Genomic DNA, 4,700 nt, shown 5'->3' with positions numbered 1-4,700 from the left:
CCTGACCGGGTGCGGGGGCCGGGGCCGGCGCCGGTTCCGGGGCGGGCGCGGGGGACGGCACCGAGGTCGGCGTGATCCTGCTCAGGTCGCGCCTGATCGCGTCGCGACGCTTCATCAGCTCGACGCGTTCCGAGGCATCCGAGACCTCGTCCAGTCGGCCGGACACCTCGTCGAGGAGACGCTCGGCCCGCTCACGATCCCCTTCGCGAGCCGCCAGATCCGCCGCGGCCAGGTGCTCGGTCAGGTCGCTGACCAGCTCCACCTCGCCGGCACGGTCGGCGAAGATCGTCTTGGACACGCCCCAGAGGGGATCCCCCGGCATGGCACTGTGCGCGGCGACGGACAGGCCACCGACGATCACGGCCGCCACCGCCGCCGCCCCGGTCACCGCCTGCCACAACGCGGGCCGTTGCCCGTGGTGGTGTTCATGGGATCTGGCCCAGCCACGGCGGGGCCAGAGACGGGAGACGTTGGGCGCGAGTGCGACCCCGATCTCCTCATCGCTCGGCAACTCGGGCAGGGGTGCGGAGTCGATCTCCCCCCGCCAGTCGGCGAGCAGCGTCGCGAGGGCATCGCCGTCGGTGGGACGGTCGCCCGCCCCGAGGGTGTCGAGGAGCAGGTCGTCGCGCTCCACCGCCTCTGTGTCCGGACCGTGCCCGTCGAGCGAGGCGGCGTCGTCCCGGGTGCCGGGGTCGACATCGTCGTCGTTCATCGCCATCGCTCCTCTCCGTCCTGCTCGATCCTCGCCCGGAGCTGCTTCATCGCCCGGTGTTGGGCCACGCGTACGGCTCCGGCCGTACTGTCCACGATCTCCGCGGTCTCCTCCGCCGAGAGTCCTACCACCACCCGCAGCCGGATGATCTCCCGCTGCTTCTCCGGAAGGGTGTCCAGGAGTCGACTCATCGCCCTGGTCACCTCGCCGTCGAGGATGTGATCCTCCGGCCCCGTCTCCGTCGAGAGCACCTCCGGCAGGTACTCCACGGGGTCCGACTTGTTCCGTGCGGCGCCCCGGTGCGCGTCCGCGACCTTGTGTGCCGCGATCCCGTACACGAATGCCATGAAGGGACGTCCCTGATCCCGGTACCCGGGCAAAGCCGAGAGCACCGCGATCAGCACCTCCTGTGCGACATCGTCAGCAGAAAGGTTGACCCTCTCCGCACCCCCGACGCGAGAGCGGCAGTACCGCACCACCCCGGGACGAACGAGTTCGAGCACCCGGGTGGCCGCGGTGCGGTCTCCTCTGACCGCGGCGGCGACGGCGAGCTCCAACTCGTCTGCTGTACCTGTCATCGAATTAGGGGGGCCTCTCGTTACACGGGTGTGCTACGGGCCACGGCCTTTCTGTCGGGGTGCACGCCGGGCTCGCGGGGTCGGGTCCGGACCGTGGCGGCCGGCGGGGCGTGGGCACAGGATACTTCCACGGCACCTGTGCGGCAGGTCATCCGGTGAGGGCCCAGCGTAACCCCTCGGAGCCGGGCGGGACGACACCCCGGTCGTTCCACGACGACCGGGCCCCGGTCCCGCGGATGCGGGAGCCGGGGCCCGGTGTGGGAGAGGTCAGTGGGAGTGACCGGCGTGCGAGTGCCCGCCGGGCGCCTCCTCCTCGGGCTTGTCCACGATCGCGGTCTCGGTGGTCAGGACCATCCGCGCGACGGAGCAGGCGTTGACGACGGCGGAGTGGGTCACCTTCACCGGGTCGATGACGCCCGCCGAGACCAGGTCACCGTACTCGCCGGTGGCGGCGTTGAAACCGTCCCGCGGCCCGAGGTCGGAAACCTTGCTGACCACGACGGAACCGTCCTCGCCGGCGTTGGCGGCGATCCAGAACAGCGGAGCCGACAGCGCCTTGCGGACCACGTTCACCCCGACGACCTCATCGGGGTCGGAGATGCCTGCCGAGAGACGGGTGAGCGCGGCGGCCGCCTGGACGAGCACGGAACCACCACCGGCGATCACACCCTCCTCGACGGCGGCCTTGGCCGAGTTGACCGCGTCCTCGACACGGAGCTTGCGCTCGGTGAGCTCCGTCTCGGTGGCCGCGCCGACCCGGATCACCGCGACGCCACCGGCGAGCTTGGCGATCCGCTCCTCGAGCTTCTCGCGGTCCCAGTCGGAGTCGGTGGCCTCGGCTTCGCGGCGCAGCTGCGCCACCCGGGCGTCGACGTCGGCCTGGTCGCCGTCACCGTCGACGATGATGGTCTCGTCCTTGGAGACGGTCACGCGCCGGGCGTGGCCGAGGACCTCGAGCCCGCAGTCGGACAGCTTCATGCCCAGGTCCGGGCTCACGACCTGCCCCTTGGTGACGATCGCGAGGTCGTCCTGGAAGGCCTTGCGCCGGTCCCCGAAGTAGGGGGCCTTGATCGCGACGACCTTGATGGTCTTGCGGATCGAGTTGACGACAAGCGTCGACAGGGCCTCGCCGTCGACGTCCTCGGCCACCACGAGCAGCGGCTTGCCGGTCTCGGCGACCTTCTCCAGCAGCGGGAGCAGGTCCGGGAGGGAGCTGATCTTCTCGCGGTGCAGGAGGATCAGGACGTCCTCGTAGATGGCCTTCTGCTCGTCGGGATCGGTGACGAAGTAGGGGCTGAGGTAGCCCTTGTCGAAGGCGATGCCCTCGGTCACGGAGACCTCGGTGTGCAGGCCCTGGGACTCCTCGACCGACACGACGCCGTTGACGCCGACGGCGTCCATGGCCTCGGCGACCATGCGACCGACCTCGGGGTCACGCGAGGACACCGTGGCGACCTGCGCCACGCCCTCGGACCCCGACACCGGGGTGGCGGCGGACTTGAGGAACTCCACGACGGCGGCCGAGGCCTTCTCGATGCCCTTGCCCATGGCCATCGGGTTGGACCCGGCGGCCACGTTGCGCAGCCCCTCACGGATGAGCGCCTGGGCGAGCACGGTCGCGGTGGTCGTACCGTCGCCGGCGACGTCGTTGGTCTTGGTGGCGACACTCTTGACCAGCTGGGCGCCGAGGTTCGCGAACGGCTCGGAGAGCTCGATCTCGCGGGCGATGGAGACACCGTCGTTGGTGACGGTCGGACCACCGAACGCCTTGGCCAGCACAACGTGCCGGCCCTTGGGGCCGAGGGTGACCTTGACTGTGTCGGCGAGTTGGTCGACACCGGCGAGCATGCCCTTACGGGCCTCCTCGTCGAACGCTATCAACTTGGACATGGATGGGACTCCTGGAAGGAAGAGGGTGTTCGGGACGGACGGATCGTTCTGCGTGAGACCACGGCGAGACACCGGTGAGACACCTCCGCCCCGGCGGGCCGGACACTGGCCGGCGCCACCGGGGCGGGGGTTACGAGCTCACGTCAGTCGATGACCGCGAGAACGTCGCGCGAGGAGAGGATCAGGTACTCCTTGCCCTCGTACTTGATCTCGGTCCCGCCGTACTTGGAGTAGATGACCTTGTCACCCTCCTTGATGTCCATGGGGATGCGGTCGCCGTCCTCGTCGAAGCGGCCCTTGCCGACCGCGACGACGGTGCCCTCCTGGGGCTTCTCCTTGGCGGTGTCCGGGATGACGAGGCCGGACGCCGTGGTGGTCTCGGCAGCGGTGGCCTCGACGAGAATCTTGTCCTCAAGCGGCTTGATCGCCACGATGGATCCTCCGTGTGTAGATGGCTGGTGTGCTCAGGGGGGCGGGGCTCCGGGTGGCGTCGTCGCGGGTGACGCGGCCGGGTCCATGCCTATTGGCACTCTATATGTGCGAGTGCCAGCACTCAAGTGTCCCGGGTGCACGATCCGACCGAGTTCGCCGAGGGCGAACACCGTACGACACAACACACCAGGTTCCGGACACGGACGTGTGCGCGGCCCCCGCGTACGATCAGCGGGAGGTCCCGCCACCCCGCGAGGAGTCGACGCCCATGTCCCGTACCCCCTCCGGTGACGCGGGCGCGCCCGGTGGACGCGATCCGGGCAACCACGCACGCGATTCCGAGGCCGGCCCTGCCGAGGTCAACGGGACGGCACTCGCCGCGATCGTGGTGGCGGTGGGAAACGTGGTCTTCGGGTCCTTCCTCGGACTCTTCGTGCCCCTGCTGCCCCCGGTCTTCGCCCTGGTGTCGGTGGTACTCGGCCATCTCGCCCTGGCGAGGATCCGTCGGACCGGTCAGGCCGGGCGCGGTCTCGCCCTCACTGCCCTCGCGGTGGGATACCTGTGGCTGTTCGTGATCGCCCTGCTGATCTCCGGCATGATGATGCTCACCGGGTACGGCTTCGCGCTACTCGGCTTCTGACCCGCGCGACTCCCCGTTCCCTCCGGGCGCGGGACTCCTCACCCCACCTGCGTCACCCCGACCGTGAGCCCGGGATCCGCGGCGACGGTCAGGGAACTGGGCTCGGCGCCGGCGGCGAGGAGTGCTGACGCCACCGCGACGACCATCGCGCCGTTGTCCGTGCACAACCGCGGCCGGGGTACCCGCAGGCGGATGCCGGCCGCCGCGCACCTCTGCGCCGCCAGTTCGCGAAGCCGGGAGTTCGCCGCCACACCGCCGCCGACGAGCAGGGTCCCCACGCCCAGGTCGGTGCAGGCCCGCACCGCCTTCATGGTGAGCACGTCCGCCACCGCCTCCTGGAAGGACGCGGCGACGTCGGCCACCTCGAGCTGGGACCCGTCACGCTCGGCGGCCTCGATCCGACGCGCGACCGAGGTCTTGAGACCGGAGAAGGAGAAGTCGTGGCGGA

General features: G+C 70.2%; 6 protein-coding genes. 1 reads left to right on the top strand and 5 read right to left on the bottom strand.

Annotated features, from left to right (window positions below):
• The 4 genes from G6019_RS06115 to groES form a co-directional block, all read right to left on the bottom strand.
• A partial coding sequence (locus G6019_RS06115) for an anti-sigma-D factor RsdA (protein WP_241725899.1) occupies positions 1-712 on the bottom strand: 712 nt, incomplete at its 3' end.
• Positions 709-1,290, bottom strand: a complete 582-nt coding sequence (locus G6019_RS06110) for a sigma-70 family RNA polymerase sigma factor (RefSeq protein WP_107755868.1) — start codon at positions 1,288-1,290, stop codon at positions 709-711. The genes G6019_RS06110 and G6019_RS06115, both read right to left, overlap by 4 nt.
• A gap of 267 nt (positions 1,291-1,557) precedes the next feature.
• Positions 1,558-3,180 carry a chaperonin GroEL gene (gene groL / locus G6019_RS06105; RefSeq protein ID WP_107755867.1) on the bottom strand — a complete coding sequence of 541 codons (1,623 nt, stop codon included), beginning with the start codon at positions 3,178-3,180 and terminating at the stop codon, positions 1,558-1,560.
• A gap of 143 nt (positions 3,181-3,323) precedes the next feature.
• Positions 3,324-3,611 carry a co-chaperone GroES gene (groES, locus tag G6019_RS06100; protein WP_017837219.1) on the bottom strand — a complete coding sequence of 96 codons (288 nt, stop codon included), beginning with the start codon at positions 3,609-3,611 and terminating at the stop codon, positions 3,324-3,326.
• A 269-nt stretch (positions 3,612-3,880) separates the two neighbouring features.
• Here groES and G6019_RS06095 point away from each other — a divergent pair, with 269 nt between their 5' ends.
• A complete protein-coding gene (locus tag G6019_RS06095) occupies positions 3,881-4,252 on the top strand; it encodes a DUF4190 domain-containing protein (protein WP_159077983.1) in 372 nt (123 codons plus the stop codon).
• A 38-nt stretch (positions 4,253-4,290) separates the two neighbouring features.
• Here the strand turns inward: G6019_RS06095 and G6019_RS06090 are convergent.
• On the bottom strand, positions 4,291-4,700 hold a 410-nt coding region (locus G6019_RS06090), incomplete at its 5' end, for a Kae1-like domain-containing protein (protein WP_439822625.1).

It is taken from the genome of Dietzia sp. DQ12-76, assembly GCF_014145045.1.
Taxonomy (GTDB): Bacteria; Actinomycetota; Actinomycetes; order Mycobacteriales; family Mycobacteriaceae; genus Dietzia.
Note: the sequence above shows the minus strand (reverse complement) of the source record. Positions and strands in the feature narration are given on the sequence as shown.